General features: G+C 52.9%; 23 protein-coding genes and 1 pseudogene. 18 read left to right on the top strand and 6 right to left on the bottom strand.

Features of this window, described 5'->3' with window-relative positions; translation table 11 throughout:
* Positions 1-30: 30 nt before the first annotated feature.
* Genes Q9J32_RS01245 through Q9J32_RS01215 form a run of 7 tightly spaced genes read left to right on the top strand, consistent with a single transcriptional unit; the run spans position 31 to position 5,703 of the window.
* Complete coding sequence (locus Q9J32_RS01245; protein WP_304666397.1) at positions 31-804, top strand: LEM-3-like GIY-YIG domain-containing protein; 774 nt, start codon at positions 31-33, stop codon at positions 802-804.
* Positions 805-850: 46 nt separating this feature from the next.
* On the top strand, positions 851-1,891 hold the full coding sequence (gene murB / locus Q9J32_RS01240; protein ID WP_301885502.1) for a UDP-N-acetylmuramate dehydrogenase: 1,041 nt from the start codon (positions 851-853) through the stop codon (positions 1,889-1,891).
* An 11-nt stretch (positions 1,892-1,902) separates the two neighbouring features.
* Positions 1,903-2,553 carry a TetR/AcrR family transcriptional regulator gene (locus Q9J32_RS01235; RefSeq protein WP_301885503.1) on the top strand — a complete coding sequence of 217 codons (651 nt, stop codon included), beginning with the start codon at positions 1,903-1,905 and terminating at the stop codon, positions 2,551-2,553.
* A 54-nt stretch (positions 2,554-2,607) separates the two neighbouring features.
* Complete coding sequence (locus Q9J32_RS01230) at positions 2,608-3,384, top strand: SDR family oxidoreductase (protein ID WP_301885504.1); 777 nt, start codon at positions 2,608-2,610, stop codon at positions 3,382-3,384.
* 53 nt (positions 3,385-3,437) lie between these two features.
* Complete coding sequence (locus tag Q9J32_RS01225; RefSeq protein WP_301885505.1) at positions 3,438-4,010, top strand: ubiquinone biosynthesis accessory factor UbiJ; 573 nt, start codon at positions 3,438-3,440, stop codon at positions 4,008-4,010.
* A gap of 19 nt (positions 4,011-4,029) precedes the next feature.
* Complete coding sequence (locus Q9J32_RS01220; RefSeq protein ID WP_301885506.1) at positions 4,030-4,920, top strand: NAD(+) kinase; 891 nt, start codon at positions 4,030-4,032, stop codon at positions 4,918-4,920.
* Positions 4,921-4,944: 24 nt separating this feature from the next.
* Entirely contained in the window at positions 4,945-5,703 is a 759-nt protein-coding gene (locus Q9J32_RS01215; RefSeq protein WP_301885507.1) for a pseudouridine synthase, read from the top strand.
* A 54-nt stretch (positions 5,704-5,757) separates the two neighbouring features.
* Here the strand turns inward: Q9J32_RS01215 and Q9J32_RS01210 are convergent, their stop codons facing one another.
* The gene (locus Q9J32_RS01210) at positions 5,758-6,423 is read right to left on the bottom strand and encodes an NAD(P)H-dependent oxidoreductase (RefSeq protein ID WP_025457220.1); all 666 of its coding nucleotides are present in this window, start codon (positions 6,421-6,423) and stop codon (positions 5,758-5,760) included.
* A gap of 112 nt (positions 6,424-6,535) precedes the next feature.
* On the bottom strand, positions 6,536-7,309 hold the full coding sequence (gene folE2, locus Q9J32_RS01205) for a GTP cyclohydrolase FolE2 (RefSeq protein ID WP_369415171.1): 774 nt from the start codon (positions 7,307-7,309) through the stop codon (positions 6,536-6,538).
* 202 nt (positions 7,310-7,511) lie between these two features.
* On the opposite strand from folE2, the gene Q9J32_RS01200 reads away from it, so the two are divergent.
* Entirely contained in the window at positions 7,512-8,669 is a 1,158-nt protein-coding gene (locus Q9J32_RS01200) for a trans-sulfuration enzyme family protein (RefSeq protein ID WP_301885509.1), read from the top strand.
* 62 nt (positions 8,670-8,731) lie between these two features.
* Here the strand turns inward: Q9J32_RS01200 and hemB are convergent, their stop codons facing one another.
* Both hemB and yhbY read right to left on the bottom strand, forming a co-directional pair.
* A complete protein-coding gene (gene hemB / locus Q9J32_RS01195; protein WP_301885510.1) occupies positions 8,732-9,733 on the bottom strand; it encodes a porphobilinogen synthase in 1,002 nt (333 codons plus the stop codon).
* A gap of 173 nt (positions 9,734-9,906) precedes the next feature.
* Entirely contained in the window at positions 9,907-10,191 is a 285-nt protein-coding gene (gene yhbY / locus Q9J32_RS01190) for a ribosome assembly RNA-binding protein YhbY (protein WP_025457224.1), read from the bottom strand.
* 108 nt (positions 10,192-10,299) lie between these two features.
* Between yhbY and Q9J32_RS01185 the strand changes: the two genes are divergently transcribed.
* The 10 genes from Q9J32_RS01185 (at position 10,300) to Q9J32_RS01140 (ending at position 18,938) form a co-directional block, all read left to right on the top strand.
* Complete coding sequence (locus Q9J32_RS01185; RefSeq protein ID WP_301885511.1) at positions 10,300-10,920, top strand: RlmE family RNA methyltransferase; 621 nt, start codon at positions 10,300-10,302, stop codon at positions 10,918-10,920.
* 63 nt (positions 10,921-10,983) lie between these two features.
* On the top strand, positions 10,984-12,951 hold the full coding sequence (ftsH, locus tag Q9J32_RS01180; protein WP_301885512.1) for an ATP-dependent zinc metalloprotease FtsH: 1,968 nt from the start codon (positions 10,984-10,986) through the stop codon (positions 12,949-12,951).
* 221 nt (positions 12,952-13,172) lie between these two features.
* Complete coding sequence (locus Q9J32_RS01175) at positions 13,173-13,604, top strand: type II toxin-antitoxin system RatA family toxin (RefSeq protein WP_301885522.1); 432 nt, start codon at positions 13,173-13,175, stop codon at positions 13,602-13,604.
* On the top strand, positions 13,597-13,875 hold the full coding sequence (locus tag Q9J32_RS01170) for an RnfH family protein (protein WP_002217575.1): 279 nt from the start codon (positions 13,597-13,599) through the stop codon (positions 13,873-13,875). Before Q9J32_RS01175 ends, Q9J32_RS01170 begins: the two co-directional genes overlap by 8 nt.
* Before the next feature lie 52 nt (positions 13,876-13,927).
* Positions 13,928-14,506, top strand: coding sequence for an aminoacyl-tRNA hydrolase (gene pth / locus Q9J32_RS01165; protein ID WP_013449219.1), 579 nt, complete (start codon positions 13,928-13,930; stop codon positions 14,504-14,506).
* A gap of 60 nt (positions 14,507-14,566) precedes the next feature.
* A complete protein-coding gene (locus Q9J32_RS01160) occupies positions 14,567-14,773 on the top strand; it encodes a dioxygenase (protein ID WP_301885513.1) in 207 nt (68 codons plus the stop codon).
* On the top strand, positions 14,770-15,129 hold the full coding sequence (locus Q9J32_RS01155; protein ID WP_301885514.1) for a VanZ family protein: 360 nt from the start codon (positions 14,770-14,772) through the stop codon (positions 15,127-15,129). The genes Q9J32_RS01160 and Q9J32_RS01155 overlap by 4 nt, the downstream gene beginning before the upstream one ends.
* Before the next feature lie 229 nt (positions 15,130-15,358).
* On the top strand, positions 15,359-16,774 hold the full coding sequence (locus Q9J32_RS01150) for an SLC13 family permease (RefSeq protein ID WP_301885376.1): 1,416 nt from the start codon (positions 15,359-15,361) through the stop codon (positions 16,772-16,774).
* Positions 16,775-16,879: 105 nt separating this feature from the next.
* Entirely contained in the window at positions 16,880-17,389 is a 510-nt protein-coding gene (locus Q9J32_RS01145; protein ID WP_301885375.1) for a peptidylprolyl isomerase, read from the top strand.
* Positions 17,390-17,555: 166 nt separating this feature from the next.
* Entirely contained in the window at positions 17,556-18,938 is a 1,383-nt protein-coding gene (locus Q9J32_RS01140; RefSeq protein WP_301885374.1) for a phosphomannomutase/phosphoglucomutase, read from the top strand.
* Between the two features lie 54 nt (positions 18,939-18,992).
* Here Q9J32_RS01140 and Q9J32_RS01135 read toward each other — a convergent pair whose 3' ends face one another.
* On the bottom strand, positions 18,993-19,748 hold the full coding sequence (locus Q9J32_RS01135) for an amino acid ABC transporter ATP-binding protein (RefSeq protein WP_304675347.1): 756 nt from the start codon (positions 19,746-19,748) through the stop codon (positions 18,993-18,995).
* Positions 19,749-19,757: 9 nt separating this feature from the next.
* Positions 19,758-20,073 (bottom strand): annotated as a pseudogene (locus tag Q9J32_RS01130) (ABC transporter permease subunit); the annotation flags it as partial.

Raw genomic sequence — 20,073 nt, 5'->3', positions numbered from 1 at the left:
TTTACGGCTTATTAACTCTTAAGGAAAAAAATGTTTTCAACTTCCATTATAGAAAAACTTGCTTACTATGTTTATTGCTTGATTGACCCTAGAGACGGCAATATTTTCTATGTAGGTAAAGGCGTGGGCAATCGCGTTTTCCATCATGCCCTAGGTTCATTACAAGAAACAGAAACGCCAAGTGATAAAATTGCCTTGATTAGGGAAATACATAAAAGCGGAAACCAGCCCGTGTATTACATTCTGCGGCACAACATCCAAACAGACAAACAGGCTTTTGAATATGAAGCGATGGCAATAGACCTACTCTCCCTAGTCAAGCCGAGCCAGCAGCCGCTGACTAATATTCAAGGGGGCACGCATTCTTCAGAAGTAGGATTAATGAGTTTGTCGGAATTAAAACGAAAGTATGATGCTCAAGAATTAAAAACTGATAAACCCATTGTTTTAATTACGATTAATAACGAATACGAGAAACTGAAAAAAGACATTAGATCCGGAAATATTCCTGAAGCCAATAGGGATAAGGAAATTTACGAACGCACACGGAAATATTGGAAAATCGGAAGCCGACGTGAAAAAGCAAAATATGCAGTTGCAGTCTATCGCGGCTGGACATTGGCAGTATATGAAATCGAAAGATGGATTTCTGCCGACGATATTATTCAAGGCCGTTGGATGTTTGAAGGCAAGCCGTTACCAGAAGGCTCCGACATTTATGAAGAAATCGTGAATAAGCTGACCTATTCTTCCCAAGAAAACTATAAAGCCCCCCAAAACCCCATTACCTATCGTAATTGTTAAATAGTAAGTTTTCAGACGACCTGAATCCACAAAATCACAAATCATCATGCAACCCATCCAATACCAAACCGACCTCACACCCTACAACACTTTCGGTCTTCGCGCCCAAGCCCAAGCCTTTATCGCGCTCGAACACGCCGACGAGTTGCGCGACATCGTCCGACTGCCCGAGTTCGACCGCAATACCGTTTTATGGCTCGGCGGCGGCAGCAATATCCTTTTGATGCAGGATTACGACGGCTTGGTCGTACACATGGAAAACAAGGGCATACGCGAGATTGCGCGTTCAAACGGCATGGTTCTGATTGAAGCGCAAGCAGGCGAAATTTGGCACGATTTTGTCCTGCACACTGTCGCGCTGGGTTTGAGCGGTTTGGAAAACCTGAGCCTGATTCCGGGTACGGTCGGCGCGTCGCCCGTGCAGAACATCGGCGCATACGGCGTGGAAGCGAAAGACGTGATTCACAGCGTGCGCTGCTTCGATTTGGATACGGAAACCTTTGTCGAGCTTGCCAATGCCGATTGCCGCTTCGCCTACCGCGAAAGCCTGTTCAAGCAGGAAGGTAAAGGGCGTTATGTGATTGTTTCGGTCGTATTTGCATTAAAAACGCATTTTGTGCCGAACTTGGGTTACGGCGATTTGGCAGCGAAGGTTACCGAATTGAGTGCAGGCAGGGAGGCGACGGCAAAAGACGTTTCCGATGCGGTATCCGCCATTCGCAACAGCAAATTACCCGACCCGAAAGTTTTGGGCAATGTCGGCAGTTTCTTTAAAAACCCCGTCGTCAGCGCAGAAAAAGCCGCCACCCTGTTGCAGTGGCATCCCGATATGCCGCATTATCCGCAGCCGGACGGTTCGGTCAAACTCGCCGCCGGCTGGCTGATCGACCAATGCCGTCTGAAAGGCTTCCAAATCGGCGGCGCGGCGGTACATGACAAACAGGCTTTGGTTTTAGTGAACAAAAACAATGCCTCGGCAAACGACGTTCGGCAGTTGGCGCAACACATCAAATTTACAGTATTTGCTCGGTTTCAGGTAGAATTACACGCCGAACCCAATTGGCTGCCCGCTTCGTACAGCCTGTAAATCCAAGGAGTATGCCCGTGACCCGCATTGCAAAAACCAATACTTACACCCGCATCATCGACGCCAGCCTTGCGCTTTTCAACGAGGAAGGCGAGCGCAACATCAGCACCAACCATATTGCGGCGCATTTGGGCATCAGTCCGGGCAATCTCTATTACCACTTCCGCAATAAAGACGAAATCATCGTCCAACTGTTCAAACGTTATAGCGAAGCCCTGCTGGAATACCTCAACAAAGCCGTGCTGCCGTCCAATGTCGAAGATTCCATCAACTATATGGCAGGGATTTACGATGTGATGTGGGAATACCGTTTCCTCTTCAGCGACGTGAATACCCTGCTTGCACGCAGTGCCGAACTTTTGGGCGAACACAATACCTTTACCCAAGCCAAAGTCTCCCCGCTCTTGGTCAACCTGCTCACCCAGCTCAACGGTCTGAACATCATCAACGCCGACCAAACCGCCATGAACGACCTCGCCGTCAATATGTGGATGGTCACGAAATACTGGTTCGACTTCGACAGCTCCCTGCGCGGGCGTACCAAGCTGACCGAAGACTCCAAAGCACGCGGCATCCGCCGCACCTTAAGCCTTCTGCGCCCTTATCTTTTGCCCGAACACTGTGCGGAATACGACCGCAAAATCGGCAACGGTAACCCATAAACCCATAACGTCCGAATCAGCCTTCAGACGGCACTTACCCGACGGTATCAGCGAATGCGCGCAGCCCTCCCGCCCCATATCTCCATCACAGGCCTAGGTTACCTCGGCCTGCCGCTGGCACAAAAGTTTTACCGACACGGCAGCCGCGTCGCCGCCGTTAAACGCAGCCTGACTTCGGACGACATCAACCTGCCCATACACCTCGACACCTTCGACCTTGGCGACACCGATACCTTCCAGACGGCATTGTGGCAAAACCACGCCGACAAACCCGTCTGGTATTTCCTGCTGCCGCCCTCCTCGCTGACGCATTACGCCGACACCGTCAAACAATGGGCAGAGCTTGCCCGGGCGTGCAACGTGCAACACCTGATTTTCACAAGCAGTACCAGCATTTACGGCGATAAGGCACGCGAATGCGACGAAACCGCCGCACCCGACCCGCAAACCGAGTCCGCCCGACAAATCCTCGCCGCCGAACGACACCTGCTCGACAGCGGCGTGCCGAACATCGACATCCTGCGTCTGGGCGGGCTTTATTGCACCGAACGCCACCCCGTCAGCCGCCTCGTTCAAAAACAAAACATCCAAGGCGGCAACCGGCCCGTCAATATCGTCCACCGCGACATCGCCGTCGAAACCCTGTTTCAGACGGCATTAAAACCCAACGGCAAAAGACTGAAAAACATTATTGAACCGCGCCACCCGACACGACGCAAATTTTATACGGAAGAAGCCGCCAAACTCGGCCTGCCCGCGCCGGATTTCGCACCCGACGACAGCGTGGGCAAAATCATCCGTACCGTTTGCGATAACGGCTTAAGCCTGTAAAATAACCGGCAACAGCAACAAACCGGCATTCTGCCCGCAGTCAGGAAATAAACATGCCCGCCCTATTCCTCATCATCAACCACCTGATTCAGCAAAACCCCGACAGCCGCTCGGAGCTTGCCGCATTTGCCGACAAAACACTGGCACTGAACATTGCCGGATTGAAACTGACCGGACGTATCACAGAAGAAGGATTTCTATCGGCAAGCAACGGTTTTGCAGACACAGAAATCACCTTCCGCAACAGCGCGGTACAAAAAATCCTGCAAGGAGGCGAGCCTGGGGTGGGAGACATCAGCCTTGAAGGAGACCTCATCCTCGGCATGGCGGTACTACCACTGCTCGGCAGCCTGCGTTACCGTGCATCAGACGACTTGGCACGGATTTTCGGCATGCAGCTCGGCAACAGCATCGGCAGCCGCGCCGCCGACATCGGACACGGCATCAAACAAATCGGCAGGAACATCGCCGAACAAATCGGCGGATTTTCCCGCGAACCCGAGTCCGCAAACATCGGCAACGAAGCCCTTGCCGGCTGCCTCGACGAAATAAGCAGACTGCGCGACGGCGTGGAACGCCTCAACGAACGCCTCGACCGGCTCGAACGCGACATTTGGATAGACTAACCTTCAGACGGCATCCGACATGAACAGCCCTTTTCACAACATCGGCATCGTAACCCGCCCCAACACGCCCGACATCCAAGATACTGCACACACGCTGATTACCTTTTTGAAGCAGCACGGCTTTACCGTCTATCTCGACGAAGTCGGCGTAAGGGAAGGCTGCATCTATACCCAAGACACCGCCAACTGCCATATCGTCAACAAAACCGAACTGGGACAATACTGCGACCTGGTCGCCGTTTTGGGCGGAGACGGCACTTTTCTCTCCGCCGCCCGCGAAATCGCCCCGCGCGCCGTTCCGATTATCGGCATCAACCAAGGTCATTTGGGCTTCCTGACCCAAGTTCCCCGCGAATATATGACGGACAAGCTATTGCCCGTTTTAGAAGGGAAATACCTTGCCGAAGAGCGCATCCTGATTGAAGCCGCACTCATCCGCGAAGGCAAAACCGCCGAACGCGCCCTCGCCCTCAACGATGCCGTCCTCTCCCGTGGAGGGGCCGGACAAATGATTGAATTTGAAGTCTTCGTCAATCAGGAATTCGTCTATACACAACGTTCGGACGGGCTGATTGTCTCCACCCCCACCGGATCGACCGCCTATTCGCTTGCCGCCGGCGGTCCTATCATGCAGGCAGGATTACACGCCTTCACACTCGTACCCATCTGTCCGCAATCCATGACCAACCGCCCCATCGCCATTTCCGACGCATCTGAAATCGAAATCCTCGTTACCCAAAGCGGCGACGCCCGTGTTCATTTCGACGGACAATCCTTCATCGACGTGCAAAACCTCGACCGCATCATCATCCGCCGCTACCACAATCCCTTACGCATCCTACACCCGACCGATTACCAATATTTCAAAACCCTGCGCCAAAAACTGCACTGGGGCGAGCAATTGGTCTGAGCCGGCCCTTACCCGAAAGTACCCATGAATCCCAAAATTTTCTCCGACCATACAGAAGATACCATGCGCCTCTCCAAACGTATGGCGCAACTGGGGCTTTGTTCGCGCCGCGAAGCCGACGGCTATATCGAACAGGGCTGGGTAACGGTCAACGGCAAAACCGCCGTACTCGGCCAGAAAGTTTCACCGGCAGACCGTATCGAACTGAACAAGAAAGCCCACGAACAGCAGGCAGCACGCATTACCATCCTGTTGAACAAACCCGTCGGCTATGTCAGCGCACAAGCGGAGAAAGGCTATAAATCCGCCGCCGAACTGATTACCCCTGAAAATCACTGGGAAGGCGACACCAGCCGCATCCGTTTCGATCCGAAACACAAAATCGGTCTTGCCCCCGCCGGCAGACTCGATATCGATTCAGTCGGATTACTGGTGTTGACGCAAGACGGCCGTATCGCCAAGCAGCTTATCGGCGAAAACAGCGGCAGTGAAAAAGAATATTTGGTGCGCGTGCGCGGCAAATTGGACGAAAAAGGACTTGCCTTACTGAATCACGGATTGAGTTTGGACGGTGAGAAACTGCGTCCCGCCAAAGTAGAATGGCAAAACGAAGACCAACTGCGTTTCGTATTGAAACAAGGTAAAAAGCGGCAAATTCGCCGTATGTGCGAACTGGTCGGGCTGCGCGTCGTCGGGCTGAAACGCATCCGCATGGGCAAGGTCAAACTCGGCAGGCTGCCGACCGGCAAATGGCGTTATCTCGCTCCCGGTGAATCGTTTTAAATAAGCATTAAAAAATGCCGTCTGAAAATCCTTGCGTTTTCAGACGGCATTGCCTTATGCCCAAATAACGGTTTCTTCCAAGGGCCTGCGCGCTTTAGTGGCGATTTCCTGAACGCGGTAGCCGAATGTCGCGGCAACGGACACGCCCCATTCTGCCGCATCGAACAAACCGAACTGCCCGGACAATACGCGTTCCATATCGGCATAGTTGAAACCTTCCACCGGGCAGGAATCGATACCTGCCATAGCGGCACCCGTCATCATGTTGGCTAACGCGATATAGGTCTGGCGGCAACACCAGTCAAACAAGGCGCGCGAATCGTCCAAAATCTTGATGTCGTCGGCTTGAAACGCCTGATACCTCGCCAAAGATTTTTCTACGGCATCCGGTTCGGTAACGCCGCGCCGTTTGAGGCTTTCCAACATAAACGGGCTGTCGAAGCGGGCATTTTTCTTCGCCAAAAACACCACCAAATGACTGGCGGTATCCAAAGCATCCGCCATACCCCAAGAAAACGGCTTGACGGCCTGTCGGATTTCAGGGTTTTGAACCACAATAAACTGCCAAGGCTCCGAACCGACCGAACTGGGCGACAAACGCCCAAGTTCTAAAATAAACTGAAAATCCTCGGCACTGATTTTGCGTGCCGCATCGTAATGCCGGCATGATTTGCGGTTTTTAAATGCGGATAGAACCTGCTCTTTGCTTAATACTGTCATCGTGCATCCTTTATTACTTTTATTGCAAATTGATTTCAAACCGATACGGCGGCAGATTCGACAATAACGCCCAAACGCCTTTCAGACGGCATTTGGTTCATCGCAAACACGCCTACGGATACGCGATATAGGCATAAGCCGAATGGTTGTGGATAGATTCGAAATTCTCGCTCTCGACAATGAAACTCTTGATGCGTTTGTCGGCAATCAGCGAAGTAGCGACATCACGCACCATATCTTCCACGAATTTCGGGTTTTCGTAGGCTTTTTCGGTAACATATTTTTCATCGGGGCGTTTGAGCAAACCGTAGAGTTGGCAGCTTGCCTGCGCCTCCACATAATCGATGACTTCCTCGATACCGACTTCGGCATCGGCAGTCAGGCTGACGGTAACGTGCGAACGCTGGTTGTGCGCGCCGTATTGGGAAATTTCTTTGGAACACGGGCAAAGCGAGGTTACGGGAATCATGACCTTCATACTGTGGCCGTATGCACCGTCTTTGATTTCGCCCGTAAGACAGACATCATAATCCAGTAAGGACCGGATACCGGATACCGGCGCGGTTTTCTTGCGGAAAAACGGGAAAGAAATGCTGATTTTGCCGGCGCGGGAATCCAAAAGCGCGACCATTTCGGCAGTCAGCCTGTGCAATTGTGCGAAATCCAAGGCTTCGGTATGCTGCTCCATCAATGCGACAAAGCGCGACATATGCGTACCCTTCTGCTCAGCGGGCAGGTAAACCGTCATGGTCAGACGGGCAACGGTGGACTGGATGCCTTCTGCAGTTTGCAGGGTAATCGGAAAGCGCAGGCCTTTAATGCCGACCTGATTGATCGGCAGGTTGCGTAAATCTCTGCTGGATTGCACGTCTGCAATGGCGTTCATGCGTTGTTTGTCCTTAATATTCAGATAATTATCGAGATGTGTGTATTGTATGGCAGGCAGATGCCGTCTGAAAAAACGCTGTTGGCCGCCTGCCTGCAAATGCGAGATTATATCACTTGCTTTTGGCGGCTGCATTGATTGTTTCTATTTTCGGGATAGTGATAAAATCCCGACTTATTCATATCTTACAAGGCAGAAACAGATGAAATTCGCCACCCAAGCCATCCATTCCGGCTACGATTGCGACGAACACAACCGCGCGCTGATGCCGCCGATTTATCAAAACAGTATGTTTGCGCTGCACGAAATCGGCGAAAATGTGCCTTACCGTTATTCGCGCCTGAGCAACCCGACCCGTCAGATTTTGGAAGACACCGTTGCCGATTTGGAGCACGGTGCGGCAGGTTTTGCGTTTTCCAGCGGTATGGCAGGGATTGATGCCGTGTGGCGTACTTTCCTGCGCCCTGGCGATACCATTGTCGCCGTCGCCGATATTTACGGCGGCGCTTATGACTTATTGGTCGATGTTTATCAAAATTGGGGGGTGAGCGTTGTTTTTGCCGATTTGGGCAATCCGGATAATTTGGACGAATTGCTCAAAGCGCACAAGGTCAAACTGGTTTGGCTGGAAACGCCGTCCAATCCGCTTTTACGCTTGGTAAACATCAAAGCCCTTGCAGCGAAAGCCAAAGCGGCCGGTGCGCTGGTCGGCATCGACAACACCTTTGCCACGCCGTATCTGCAACAGCCGTTGGATATGGGTTGCGATTTTGTATTCCATTCCGCTACCAAATATTTGTGCGGCCATTCCGACGTGTTGATGGGCATCGTCGTTGCTAAAACCAAAGAACTGGCGCAGCCTTTGCACGACATGATGGTGCATACCGGTGCGATTGCAGGCCCGATGGACTGCTGGCTGGTGTTGCGCGGCATCAAAACACTGGCTCTGCGCATGAACGCCCATTGCCAAAACGCACTCAAAATCGCGCGCCGTCTGGAAGCTCATCCTGCCATTGAAAAAGTGTTCTATCCCGGCCTGCCGTCGCACGAACATTACGCACTCGCCCAAGCGCAAATGCCCAAAGGCATCGGCGGCGTGGTTACGGTTTATCTCAAAAACGACACGCGTGAAGCGGCAAACAGCGTGATTAAAAACATGAAACTGGTCAAAATGGCTTCCAGCCTCGGCGGCGTGGAAAGTCTGGTCAACCATTGCTATTCCCAGTCCCACAGCGGCGTGCCGCATAATGTGAAAATGGAAATGGGCATCAGGGTCGGACTCCTGCGCTTCTCCATCGGCATCGAAGACGCGGACGATATTTGGAACGATATTTCCGCCGCACTCGATACGACTTTGTAAACCGTAAAAATGCCGTCTGAAACCATAGTTTCAGACGGCATTTCAATATTGCGAATCAAATATCAACGCTTCAGCATCTTTGCCGCCTCAATGGCGTAATAAGTTAAGATACCGTCCGCGCCCGCGCGTTTGAACGCCAGCAGGCTTTCCAAAACCACCTTATCGCCGTCCAGCCAGCCGTTGGCAATTGCTGCCTGCAACATCGCGTATTCTCCCGAAACCTGATAGGCATAAGTCGGTACGCCGAACTCGTCCTTCACGCGGCGGACAACGTCCAAATACGGCAAACCGGGCTTGACCATCACCATATCCGCACCTTCCTGAATGTCCAACGCCACTTCGTGCAACGCCTCATCGGTATTTGCCGGATCCATCTGGTAGGTTTTCTTGTCCGCCTTGCCCAAATTGCCCGAACTACCCACCGCATCGCGGAACGGCCCATAAAACGCCGAAGCATATTTGGCGGAATATGCCATAATCCGCGTGTGGATATGCCCGGCATCCTCCAACGCCTCGCGAATCGCACCGATACGCCCGTCCATCATATCGGAAGGGGCAATCACCTGCGCGCCCGCTTCAGCGTGGCACAAAGCCTGCTTGACCAAAACCTCTACGGTTTCATCGTTCATCACGTAACCGTTTTCGTCCGTCAGCCCGTCCTGACCGTGAACCGTATAAGGATCGAGTGCGACATCCGTCATAATACCCAGTTCGGGAAACCTCTCACGCAATGCGCGGACGGCTGCCGGCACGAGTCCTTCGGGATTGTACGCTTCCTCCGCACGCTCGGTTTTGTTTGCCGTAACCACGGGAAAGAGTGCCAACATCGGAATACCGAGCTTCACCGCCTCCTCCGCCGTAAACAGCAACCTGTCCAAACTTTGACGCTTCACACCCGGCATAGAAGGCACATCCTCCTCACGAGCCGCCCCCTCCAATACGAACACCGGATAAATCAAATCATCCGCAGTCAGCGTATGCTCGCGCATCAGACGGCGTGAAAAATCGTCCCTGCGCATACGGCGCATACGCGAAGCCGGAACATTGCGATAAGGAAACTGCATAACATCCCTCCAATCATCCTGTCAACAATTCAAATCATACGGAAGCCGCCGCAACTTGCAGACGGCATCGGGCGGTAATCAAAATCCGTTTTCACCGGAAATGGTTTCGGCATGCCGAAATGCCGCGCCGGAGGACAGCGTCCCGCCCGTTAAAGAACAAACCCCTTCCAAAATCAGGCTTCGATATTCTTACGCCACAATACCAAAAGTTTCCCGATATGCTGAACCGGTTGCGCGTCAACCGCCTCACACAAGGCATTGCAGATTTCGATACGCTCGGCACGGTCGTCGCCGAATACGCGCACTTTAATCAGCTCATGCGCCGTCAGTGCCGCATCGGTTTCCTTGATGACCGCGTCCGTCAAACCCTGCTGACCGACCATCACAACAGGATGGAGATGGTGTGCGCGTGCTTTCAGTTCCAAAATTTCTTTGGTGTTCAATTTGGTATCCGTCATTTTCCTACTGCTTGAATAAAAAGAATAATGCGGCATTGTACGCGATTTGGCACGGCAACGGCAAAATTAACGTACAATACGCGGTTTCATTCCGACCCGCGAACCACTATGGCTGTACGTTCCAAATCCTCAAAAGCGTGGCTGCACGAACACGTCAACGATCATTACGTCCATATGGCGCAAAAAGACGGCTACCGCGCCCGTGCCGCATACAAACTTTTAGAAATCAACGAAAAAGACAAGCTGATCAAACCCGGCACGATACTTGCCGACTTGGGCAGCGCACCGGGAAGCTGGTCGCAGGTTGCCGCCAAGCTGACGGGTACTTCCGGAGCAGTTTTCGCCTTGGACATCCTGCCTATGGAAGCCATAGGGGGCGTGTCCTTCATTCAGGGCGACTTCCGCGAGAACGACGTACTGGCACAATTTGAAACCTTGTTGGACAACCGCCCTCTCGACCTTGTAATCTGCGATATGGCGCCCAATATGTCGGGCAATGCCGTAACCGACCAGGCGCGCAGCTTTTATCTGTGCGAACTGGCTTTGGACTTCGCCTCGCAACACCTGAAAACCGGAGGCAGCTTTCTGGTCAAAGTCTTTCAGGGTGCAGGCTATCAGGAATACATGGCAGCCATGCGCGAAATTTTCGGCACGGTACAGACGCGCAAACCCGAAGCCTCGCGCAATCGCTCCAGTGAGATTTATTTATTGGGCAAAAATAAACGCTGACAATACAGACGGCGTGTTTTACAATCATTTCCGTTTTACACCTCAATTATGGAGCCTTGCTAAGTGGGGAACACCTTTAAATCAATCCTTGTCTGGGTCGCCTTGGGTATCGGCCTGATGGCTGCGTTCAACGCTTTAGACGGTAAAAAAGAAGACAACGGACAAATCGAATATTCTCAGTTCATCCAACAGGTCAACAACGGCGAAGTATCCGGCGTCAACATCGAAGGATCCGTCGTCAGCGGTTACCTGATTAAAGGCGAGCGCGCCGACAAAAGCACCTTCTTCACCAACGCGCCTTTGGACGACAACCTAATTAAAACGCTGCTCGACAAAAACGTCCGCGTAAAAGTAACGCCGGAAGAAAAACCGAGCGCGCTGACTGCCCTGTTTTACAGCCTGCTGCCCGTCCTGCTGCTGATTGGCGCATGGTTCTACTTTATGCGTATGCAGACAGGCGGCGGCGGAAAAGGCGGCGCATTCTCCTTCGGCAAAAGCCGCGCCCGCCTGCTGGACAAAGATGCCAACAAAGTGACCTTTGCCGATGTCGCCGGCTGCGACGAAGCCAAAGAAGAAGTGCAGGAAATCGTCGATTACCTCAAAGCGCCGAACCGCTATCAAAGCCTCGGCGGCCGCGTGCCGCGCGGCATCCTGCTGGCGGGCAGCCCGGGAACCGGTAAAACCCTGCTGGCAAAAGCCATTGCAGGCGAAGCCGGCGTGCCGTTCTTCAGCATTTCAGGTTCCGACTTTGTCGAAATGTTCGTCGGTGTCGGTGCGAGCCGCGTCCGCGATATGTTCGAGCAGGCGAAGAAAAACGCTCCCTGTATCATCTTTATTGATGAAATCGACGCAGTCGGCCGCCAACGCGGCGCAGGATTGGGCGGCGGCAATGATGAGCGCGAGCAAACATTAAACCAATTGTTGGTTGAAATGGACGGTTTTGAAAGCAATCAGACTGTGATTGTGATTGCGGCAACCAACCGTCCCGACGTACTCGATCCGGCATTGCAGCGGCCCGGTCGCTTCGACCGCCAAGTGGTTGTCCCCTTACCCGATATCCGCGGGCGCGAACAGATTTTGAAAGTCCATGCCCAAAAAGTGCCTTTGGACGAATCCGTAGATTTGATGTCCCTGGCACGCGGCACGCCGGGTTTTTCCGGCGCGGATTTGGCGAACTTGGTCAACGAAGCCGCCCTGTTTGCCGGCCGCCGCAACAAAGTCAAAGTCGATCAGAGCGATTTTGAAGATGCCAAAGACAAAATCTATATGGGTCCGGAACGCCGCAGTATGGTGATGCACGAAGACGAAAAACGTGCGACGGCGTATCATGAGTCCGGACACGCGATTGTTGCCGAAAGCCTGCCCTTTACCGACCCCGTCCACAAAGTAACCATTATGCCGCGCGGACGGGCACTGGGTCTGACCTGGCAGCTTCCGGAGCGTGACCGCATCAGTATGTATAAAGATCAGTTGTTAAGCCAGCTCTCCATCCTGTTCGGCGGACGGATTGCCGAAGACATCTTCGTCGGACGCATCTCTACCGGTGCATCCAACGATTTCGAACGCGCAACCCAAATGGCGCGCGAGATGGTAACGCGCTACGGCATGAGCGACAAAATGGGCGTGATGGTTTATGCGGAAAACGAAGGCGAAGTCTTCTTGGGGCGCAGCGTAACCCGTTCGCAAAACATTTCCGAGAAAACCCAGCAGGACATCGACGCGGAAATCCGCCGGATTTTGGACGAGCAGTATCAGGTTGCCTACAAAATCCTTGATGAAAACCGCGACAAGATGGAAACGATGTGCAAAGCCCTGATGGAATGGGAAACCATCGACCGCGATCAGGTATTGGAGATTATGGCAGGCAAACAACCCAGCCCGCCCAAGGATTACAGCCACAACTTGCGCGAGAATGCGGACGCGGCGGAAGATAACGCGCCGCACGCTCCAACTCAGGAAAAAACCGAAGCACCTGCCCCGGCAGACACCGCTTCGACAGAGTCCGAGCAGCAGCCTGAAAACAAGGCTTAACTCCCCGAACAAACGGCAGCCCGCAAGCTGCCGTTTTCCCATCTTGTTTTCAGACGGCATTTTCCGATCAATGCCGTCTGAAACGCAAAAGCCGTATCGGTTTTTGCGAATCTGCGATATGGCGGTTTAAATTGAAATCAGAACGGGGCAAGGCTGTACCGGTTTAAAATTAAACCGCTATAATACCGCCCTTCAAATACACGCCCGCATTGGTGATGCCTGTGAAAAAAGTTGAAAAAAACATCTTGGTGCTGCACGGCGCGAACAAAATGTTCGAGCTGGTCGACAAGGTTGAAGACTATCCGCACTTTCTGCCGTGGTACAGCAAAACCGAGGTCATCGGGCGCAACGGCAACGAACTGAAGGCGCGGCTGTTTATGGACTATATGCACGTTCGCCAATCATTCGCCACGCACAACCGCAACATTCCGGGCAGGGAAATCCGTATGGAACTGCTCGAAGGCCCGTTCAAAACCTTACGTGGAACGTGGAAATTTATCGATTTGGGCGACGATATGTGCAAAATCGAATTCAATTTGGAATACGATTTTTCCAACGCCATCCTTTCAGCCATGATTTCCCCCGTCTTCAACCACCTTTCCGCCACGCTGGTCGAGGCGTTCGTTAAAGAGGCGGATCGCCGTTATGCTTGAAATTGAGATTGTGTACGGGCTGCCCGACCGACAGGTTTTGAAAACGATGCAGCTTGCCGAGGGAACAACCGTCCGCGCCGCCGCACTGCAAAGCGGTTTGGACGGCATATTTGAAGATTTAAACCTGCATTCCGCGCCTTTGGGCATTTTCGGCAAAGCCGTCAAAGACGACACGCCGCTGCGCGACGGCGACCGCATCGAAGTGTACCGCCCGCTGTTGATCGACCCCAAAGAAGCGCGCCGCAAACGCGTTCAAAATCAGGAAGAATAACCATGCCGTCTGAAGCCTTCAGACGGCATTCGGCAGAAACACGGAAAATATCATGTCAAACACAATCAAAATGGTTGTCGGCTTGGGCAACCCGGGCAAAGAATACGAACAGACCCGCCACAATGCGGGTTTTTGGTTCCTCGACGAACTGGCTTGGAAGTGGAAGGCTTCGTTTAAAGAAGAAAAAAAATTCTTCGGCGAAGTTGCCCGCGCCGCCCTGCCCGACGGCGATGTTTGGCTGCTCAAACCGGCCACGTTCATGAACCGTTCCGGACAGGCGGTTGCCGCGCTTGCACAGTTCTACAAAATCAAACCCGAAGAAATCCTCGTCGTCCACGACGAACTCGACATCCCTTGCGGCAGGATTAAATTCAAACTCGGCGGCGGCAACGGCGGACACAACGGCTTGAAAGACATTCAGGCACGGCTCGGCACGGCCGACTATTACCGCCTGCGCCTCGGCATCGGCCACCCGGGCGACCGCAACCTCGTCGTCGGCTATGTCCTGAACAAACCCAGCGCGGAACACCGCCGACAGATTGACGATGCCATCGCCAAATCCCTGCAAGCCATACCCGACATCATTTCCGGCAAATGGGAAGAAGCAACACGTTTCCTGCACAGCAAATGACCCGATGCCGTCTGAAGCCTTTTCAGACGGCATTTCCCCGATTTCCATATCCGAACAGTCATGACCGAACTCAAGCAGCTTATCCAAACCGAATCCGTCCCCGTCATCGAAGAAACCATCGATTTCCTACTATACGAATGCAGTATTGACGACGCACCGTCCGCCGAAGAAGTGGCACAATGGCGCGACATACTTGCCGCACGCGGCGGAAAATTCCTGCGCCTGTCCGAAATCTGCCAAATGTGGCTGGACGAGGAGGCAGCATGAAGCTGCCGCGCAACCGCTTTACCCTGCTTTCCGCATTGTGGTTTGCCGGCGGCATCTATGCGCTGCTCAGACCCGCCGAAACCGCGCCGCCGCCGTTTCCGCATTTCGACAAAGCCGCACACCTCGCCCTGTTTTTCGCACAAATCTGGCTTTTGACCAAAGCATTCAGAACCGAAAGCCGCCCCATCCCCTACCGCAGCCTGATTGCGTTCGCCTTCTGTTTTGCCGTCGGCAGCGAATGCGCGCAGGCATGGTTTACCGCAACGAGAACCGGCAGTTTGGGCGATGTCCTTGCCGATATGGCGGGTACGGTTCTCGCACTCTTTGCCGCCCGCGCCGCCTGCCGCCCGGACTGAATCGGTTTATTTCTCCCAAACAGGATGAATCCCCCCTGATGCATCCTGTTTTTCTCCTTACATATCAATCCCATCTCATAAACAAAACCGACAAATCGTTTACAATATATTTACACTACATCTGATTACAAATATACTCGAACCAGTTGCAGAACCGGCGGTTCCGCAAACCGTTTCGAATTGCACGACACAAAAGAAAAACCGATTTTGTTGCCTTAAAGGAGCATTCATGAACCTGCATGCAAAGGACAAAACCCAGCATCCCGAAAACGTCGAGCTGCTCAGTGCGCAGAAGCCGATTACCGACTTTAAAGGTTTGCTGACCACCATTATTTCCGCCGTCGCCTGTTTCGGCATTTACCACATCCTGCCCTATACCCCCGATGCCAACAAAGGCATCGCGCTGCTGATTTTCGTTGCCGCACTTTGGTTCACCGAAGCCGTCCACATTACCGTAACCGCACTGATGGTGCCGATTCTCGCCGTCGTACTCGGTTTCCCCGACATGGACATCAAAAAGGCAATGGCAGGTTTCGCCGACCCGACGATTTATATCTTCTTCGGCGGTTTCGCACTCGCCACCGCCCTGCATATGCAGCGTCTCGACCGCAAAATCGCCGTCAGCCTGCTGCGCTTGTCGCGCGGCAATATGAAAGCGGCGGTTTTGATGTTGTTCCTCGTTACCGCCTTTCTGTCCATGTGGATCAGCAACACCGCCACCGCCGCGATGATGCTGCCTTTGGCAATGGGCATGATGAGCCACCTCGACCAGGAAAAAGAACGCAAAACCTATGTCTTCGTTTTGCTCGGCATTGCCTATTGCGCCAGTATCGGCGGCTTGGGTACCGTGGTCGGTTCGCCGCCGAACATGATTGCCGCCAAAGCCCTGAATCTCGATTTCGTCAGCTGGATGAAACTCGGTCTGCCCATGATGCTGTTGATTCTGCCGCTGATGCTGTTCTCCCTGTACGTCATCCTCAAACCTAATTTGAACGAGCGCGTGGAAGTTAAAGCCGAATCGATTCCGTGGACGCTGCACCGCGTCATCGCACTGTTGATTTTCCTTGCCGCCGCCGTCTCTTGGGTATTCAGCTCCAAAATCAAAGCCGCATTCGGTATTTCCAACCCCGATACCGTTATCGCCCTGATTGCCGCCGTTGCTGTCGTCGTATTCGGCGTGGCGCAATGGAAGGAAGTTGCCCGCAATACCGACTGGGGTGTATTGATGCTCTTCGGCGGCGGTATCAGCCTGAGTGCGCTGTTGCAATCTTCCGGCGCATCTGAAGCACTGGGTCAGCAAGTTGCTTCCACATTCTCCCATTCTCCTGCATTGCTGGTGATTTTCGTGGTTGCCGCCTTCATCATCTTCCTGACCGAGTTCACCAGTAACACGGCTTCTGCCGCCCTGCTTGTGCCTATTTTCGCCAGCATCGCCGCGCAAATGGGTCTGCCCGAACAAGTCTTGGTATTCGTCATCGGTGTCGGCGCATCTTGTGCCTTCATGCTGCCGGTTGCCACACCGCCTAACGCGATTGTATTCGGCACGGGCTTAATCAAACAACGCGAAATGATGAACGTCGGCATACTGCTGAACATCCTCTGTATCGCGCTGGTTTCGCTGTGGGCATACTTCTTCCTGATGTAAATCCGATTCCCTAAAACGATGCCTTCTGACATAATCCGTTCAGACGGCATTGGATTTTCCTCAAGCCTCCCAATTTTGCCTGTGATTTTCAACGAAAGGAAACCCATGATTATCCTGCACACCAACAAAGGCGACATCAAAATCGAACTCGATTTCGACAAAGCCCCAGTTACCGCCAAAAACTTTGAACAATACGTCAAAGACGGCTTCTACGACGGCGTAATCTTCCACCGCGTCATCAAAGGCTTCATGATTCAAGGCGGCGGCATGGATGAAAACATGAACGAAAAAGCAACCCGCGATCCGATTCAAAACGAAGCGTCCAACGGCCTGCCCAACGATAAATACACCATCGCTATGGCGCGCACTTCCGACCCCCATTCCGCCAGTGCGCAATTCTTCATCAACACTGCCGACAATGCCTTCCTCAACCACCGCTCCAAAGAAATGTACGGCAGAACCGTCGTACAAGACTGGGGTTACGCCGTATTCGGCAAGGTAGTCGACGGTTTTGACGTTGTCGATGCCATCGAAGGCGTATCCACCAAACGCCACGGCTACCACGACGACGTACCGACAGAGCCTGTCATCATCATTAAAGCCGAAGCGGTATAAACCGGCAATCCGAAAGCAGCCTGCACAAAGGCTGCTTTTATTTCAGACGACATGTTATTTGATGTAACCGGGCTATGCCGTCTGAAAACCGGACGCAAGCCTTCAGACGGCATACCGCTATGTTAAAATACGCCCGTTTTTCCTAAACGGACACAAAGGAAACCTTATGGCAAGCATCGCCCGCGACATCTTCAAAGCCTACGACATCCGTGGCATCGTCGGCAAAACCCTGACCAACGAAGCCGCCTATCTCATCGGCAAAGCCATCGCCGCCAAAGCCGCCGAAAAAGGCATCGCCCGCATCGCGCTCGGACGCGACGGACGCTTGAGCGGTCCCGAACTGATGGAGCACATCCAACGCGGCTTTACCGACAGCAGCATCGACGTTCTCAACGTCGGCATGGTTGCCACCCCTATGCTCTACTTCGCAGCCATTAATGAATGCGGTGGCAGCGGCGTGATGATTACCGGTAGCCACAATCCGCCTGATTACAATGGTCTCAAAATGATGCTCGGCGGCGACACGCTCGCAGGCGAAGCCATTCAAGAACTTTTAGCTATTGTTGAGAAAGACGGCTTTGTTGCCGCCGACAAACAAGGCAACGTAACCGAAAAAGACATTTCCGGCGAATACCGCAACCACATCGTCGGACACGTCAAACTCAAACGCCCCATGAAAATCGCTATCGACGCAGGCAACGGCGTAGGTGGCGCATTTGCAGGCAAACTCTACAAAGGTTTGGGCAATGAAGTGACCGAGCTTTTCTGCGAAGTGGACGGCAATTTCCCCAACCACCACCCTGATCCTTCCAAACCCAAAAACCTGCAAGATTTGATTGCCGCGCTGAAAAACAGCGATGCCGAAATCGGCTTGGCATTTGACGGCGATGCCGACCGCTTGGGCGTGGTCACCAAAGACGGCAACATCATTTATCCCGACCGCCAACTGATGCTGTTCGCGCAAGACGTGTTAAGCCGCAATCCTAAAGCCAAAGTGATTTTCGATGTCAAATCCACCCGTCTGCTTACGCCTTGGATTAAAGAACACGGCGGCAAACCTGTGATGGAAAAAACCGGCCACAGCTTCATCAAATCCGCCATGAAAAAAACCGGCGCGCTGGTTGCCGGTGAAATGAGCGGACACATCTTCTTTAAAGAACGCTGGTTCGGCTTCGACGACGGCATGTATGCCGGTGCACGCCTCTTGGAAATCCTGTCTGCCTTCGATAATCCGTCCGAAGTGTTGAACAAGCTGCCGCAAAGCATTTCCACTCCGGAACTCAACATTGACCTGCCGGAAGGCAGCAACGGCCACAAAGTGATTGAAGAGTTGGCTGCCAATGCCAAGTTTGAAGGTACGACCGAAATCATCACCATCGACGGCTTGCGCGTTGAATTTCCCGACGGCTTCGGACTGATGCGTGCTTCCAATACCACGCCGATTTTGGTGTTGCGCTTCGAGGCGGATACGCAAGAAGCGATTGAGCGTATTCAAAACCAATTCAAAGCAGTCATTGAAAGCAATCCAAATTTAATCTGGCCTCTGTAAAGATAGAAAAATGCCGTCTGAAAGTTTCAGACGGCATTTTTCACACATGGTTAATCAAATCTTGGCAGATTGGATTTGGCTTAAAAATCTCCGCGTCCGTTCGTGTTTGGGGTGGTCGAACAACTCTTTCGGGCCGCCCTGCTCTACGATAACGCCGCCATCCATCACGACGACGGTCGTGGCAACTTCCAGCGCAAACTTGATTTCGTGGGTAACGACAACCATCGTCCAACCTTCCCGCGCCAATTCCTTCATGGCGTTCAACACGTCTTGCACCAACTCGGGGTCGAGTGCGGAAGTCGGTTCGTCAAACAGCATCAGCTCGGGCTGAATCGCCAATGCGCGGGCAATGCCGACGCGCTGCTGCTGACCGCCGGAAAGCTGGTAGGGATAAAGGTTAACCTTATCGCTCAAACCGACTTTTTCAAGCAATTTGACAGCCTCTTCACGCGCTTTGGCGACAGGCTTACCCTGTACGGCAACCGGCCCTTCCATCACATTTTCCAAGGCGGTTTTGTGCGGAAAGAGGTTGTATTGCTGGAACACCATTCCGGACTTGCGGCGCAGTGCCAAAATATCGTGTTTGCTTGGTTTTTTGGAAAAATCAATTTTCAGCGGACGCTCGTTGTCGAACTCGATTTGTCCGTCTTCAGGCATTTCCAGCGCGTTTAAACAGCGTAAAAACGTGGTTTTGCCCGAGCCGGAAGGCCCGAGGATGACAACCACCTGCCCTTTGCCCACATCCAAATCGATGCCGCGCAAAATGGTGTTTTCGCCAAAGGTTTTGCGGATATTGCGGATTTTAATCATAACAACTCCTTATTTGGCGACATAGCGGTCGAAGCGTTTTTCCAAACGCGCCTGAATCAGGAACAGCACTTTGCAGAAACACCAGTAAACCAATGCGGCTTCAATATAAACCGGTAAAAAGTCATAAGTACGGTTTGCCGTCTCTTGGGCAACACGGAAAAGCTCCGTTACCGTTACCACGGCGGCAAGCGAGGTGTTTTTGAACAAGCCGATAAACTCGTTGCTCAAAGGCGGCACGGCGACGCGGAATGCCTACGGCGCAACGATGCGGCGGAAAGTCTGCATATAGGTCATGCCGATGGAGAAACCTGCTTCCCATTGGCCT

This window comes from Neisseria uirgultaei (genome assembly GCF_962719845.1).
GTDB classification, from domain to species: domain Bacteria; phylum Pseudomonadota; class Gammaproteobacteria; order Burkholderiales; family Neisseriaceae; genus Neisseria; species Neisseria bergeri.
Note: the sequence above shows the minus strand (reverse complement) of the source record. Positions and strands in the feature narration are given on the sequence as shown.

What these genes read in the sequence shown, in the direction of transcription:
- Q9J32_RS01245 (WP_304666397.1), top strand. Translation starts at nt 31, where the DNA reads ATGTTTTCAACTTCCATTATAGAAAAACTTGCTTACTATGTTTATTGC.
- murB (WP_301885502.1), top strand. Translation starts at nt 851, where the DNA reads ATGCAACCCATCCAATACCAAACCGACCTCACACCCTACAACACTTTC.
- Q9J32_RS01235 (WP_301885503.1), top strand. Translation starts at nt 1,903, where the DNA reads ATGCCCGTGACCCGCATTGCAAAAACCAATACTTACACCCGCATCATC.
- Q9J32_RS01230 (WP_301885504.1), top strand. Translation starts at nt 2,608, where the DNA reads ATGCGCGCAGCCCTCCCGCCCCATATCTCCATCACAGGCCTAGGTTAC.
- Q9J32_RS01225 (WP_301885505.1), top strand. Translation starts at nt 3,438, where the DNA reads ATGCCCGCCCTATTCCTCATCATCAACCACCTGATTCAGCAAAACCCC.
- Q9J32_RS01220 (WP_301885506.1), top strand. Translation starts at nt 4,030, where the DNA reads ATGAACAGCCCTTTTCACAACATCGGCATCGTAACCCGCCCCAACACG.
- Q9J32_RS01215 (WP_301885507.1), top strand. Translation starts at nt 4,945, where the DNA reads ATGAATCCCAAAATTTTCTCCGACCATACAGAAGATACCATGCGCCTC.
- Q9J32_RS01210 (WP_025457220.1), bottom strand. Translation starts at nt 6,423, where the DNA reads ATGACAGTATTAAGCAAAGAGCAGGTTCTATCCGCATTTAAAAACCGC.
- folE2 (WP_369415171.1), bottom strand. Translation starts at nt 7,309, where the DNA reads ATGAACGCCATTGCAGACGTGCAATCCAGCAGAGATTTACGCAACCTG.
- Q9J32_RS01200 (WP_301885509.1), top strand. Translation starts at nt 7,512, where the DNA reads ATGAAATTCGCCACCCAAGCCATCCATTCCGGCTACGATTGCGACGAA.
- hemB (WP_301885510.1), bottom strand. Translation starts at nt 9,733, where the DNA reads ATGCAGTTTCCTTATCGCAATGTTCCGGCTTCGCGTATGCGCCGTATG.
- yhbY (WP_025457224.1), bottom strand. Translation starts at nt 10,191, where the DNA reads ATGACGGATACCAAATTGAACACCAAAGAAATTTTGGAACTGAAAGCA.
- Q9J32_RS01185 (WP_301885511.1), top strand. Translation starts at nt 10,300, where the DNA reads ATGGCTGTACGTTCCAAATCCTCAAAAGCGTGGCTGCACGAACACGTC.
- Q9J32_RS01170 (WP_002217575.1), top strand. Translation starts at nt 13,597, where the DNA reads ATGCTTGAAATTGAGATTGTGTACGGGCTGCCCGACCGACAGGTTTTG.
- pth (WP_013449219.1), top strand. Translation starts at nt 13,928, where the DNA reads ATGTCAAACACAATCAAAATGGTTGTCGGCTTGGGCAACCCGGGCAAA.
- Q9J32_RS01160 (WP_301885513.1), top strand. Translation starts at nt 14,567, where the DNA reads ATGACCGAACTCAAGCAGCTTATCCAAACCGAATCCGTCCCCGTCATC.
- Q9J32_RS01155 (WP_301885514.1), top strand. Translation starts at nt 14,770, where the DNA reads ATGAAGCTGCCGCGCAACCGCTTTACCCTGCTTTCCGCATTGTGGTTT.
- Q9J32_RS01150 (WP_301885376.1), top strand. Translation starts at nt 15,359, where the DNA reads ATGAACCTGCATGCAAAGGACAAAACCCAGCATCCCGAAAACGTCGAG.
- Q9J32_RS01145 (WP_301885375.1), top strand. Translation starts at nt 16,880, where the DNA reads ATGATTATCCTGCACACCAACAAAGGCGACATCAAAATCGAACTCGAT.
- Q9J32_RS01140 (WP_301885374.1), top strand. Translation starts at nt 17,556, where the DNA reads ATGGCAAGCATCGCCCGCGACATCTTCAAAGCCTACGACATCCGTGGC.
- Q9J32_RS01135 (WP_304675347.1), bottom strand. Translation starts at nt 19,748, where the DNA reads ATGATTAAAATCCGCAATATCCGCAAAACCTTTGGCGAAAACACCATT.